This window comes from Streptomyces sp. AC627_RSS907, from assembly GCF_019049165.1.
The window spans coordinates 1-586 of the sequence record NZ_JAGMUE010000687.1; the positions used below are offsets into that span (position 1 = coordinate 1).

Consider the following 586-nt stretch of genomic DNA (forward strand, 5'->3'; position numbering starts at 1 on the left):
TCATTCCTATGGTCAAGCATAGGAATTCTTCGATGGCGGATCTCGATGGTGGGAGCACGCGATGAGCGGCACGGACAACGAGCAAGCGAGGAAGGTCGCCGAGGGGCTGACGTACAGCTCCGGATTCGGTAACGAACACAGCAGCGAGGCGGTGCCCGGGGCGCTGCCGCACGGCCGCAACTCGCCCCAGCGCGCCCCGCTCGGCCTGTACGCGGAGCAGCTCAGCGGCAGCGCCTTCACCGAGCCCCGGCGCAACAACCGCCGCTCCTGGCTCTACCGCATCAGCCCCTCGGCGGCGCACCCGCCGTTCACCCGGATCGACAACGGCGCGCTGCGCGGCGCCCCGTTCGCCGGCCCCGAGCAGGTGCCCGACCCCAACCGGCTGCGCTGGGACCCGATGCCGGAGCCGGCCGCCGGCACCGACTTCCTCGCCGGCCTGTGGACGCTCGGCGGCAACGGCGACGCCGCCCAGCGCGTCGGCATGGCCATCCACCTCTACGCCGCCAACGCCTCGATGACCGACCGGGTCTTCAGCGACTCCGACGGCGAGTTGCTGATCGTGCCCGAGAGCGGCGGGCTGCTGCTG

The 586-nt window shown here is 71.5% G+C and carries 1 protein-coding gene; it reads left to right on the top strand.

The genetic code is table 11. The features are described 5' to 3' along the window. Positions 1–61: 61 nt before the first annotated feature. On the top strand, positions 62–586 hold a 525-nt coding region (locus KUM32_RS37805; RefSeq protein WP_217146351.1), incomplete at its 3' end, for a homogentisate 1,2-dioxygenase.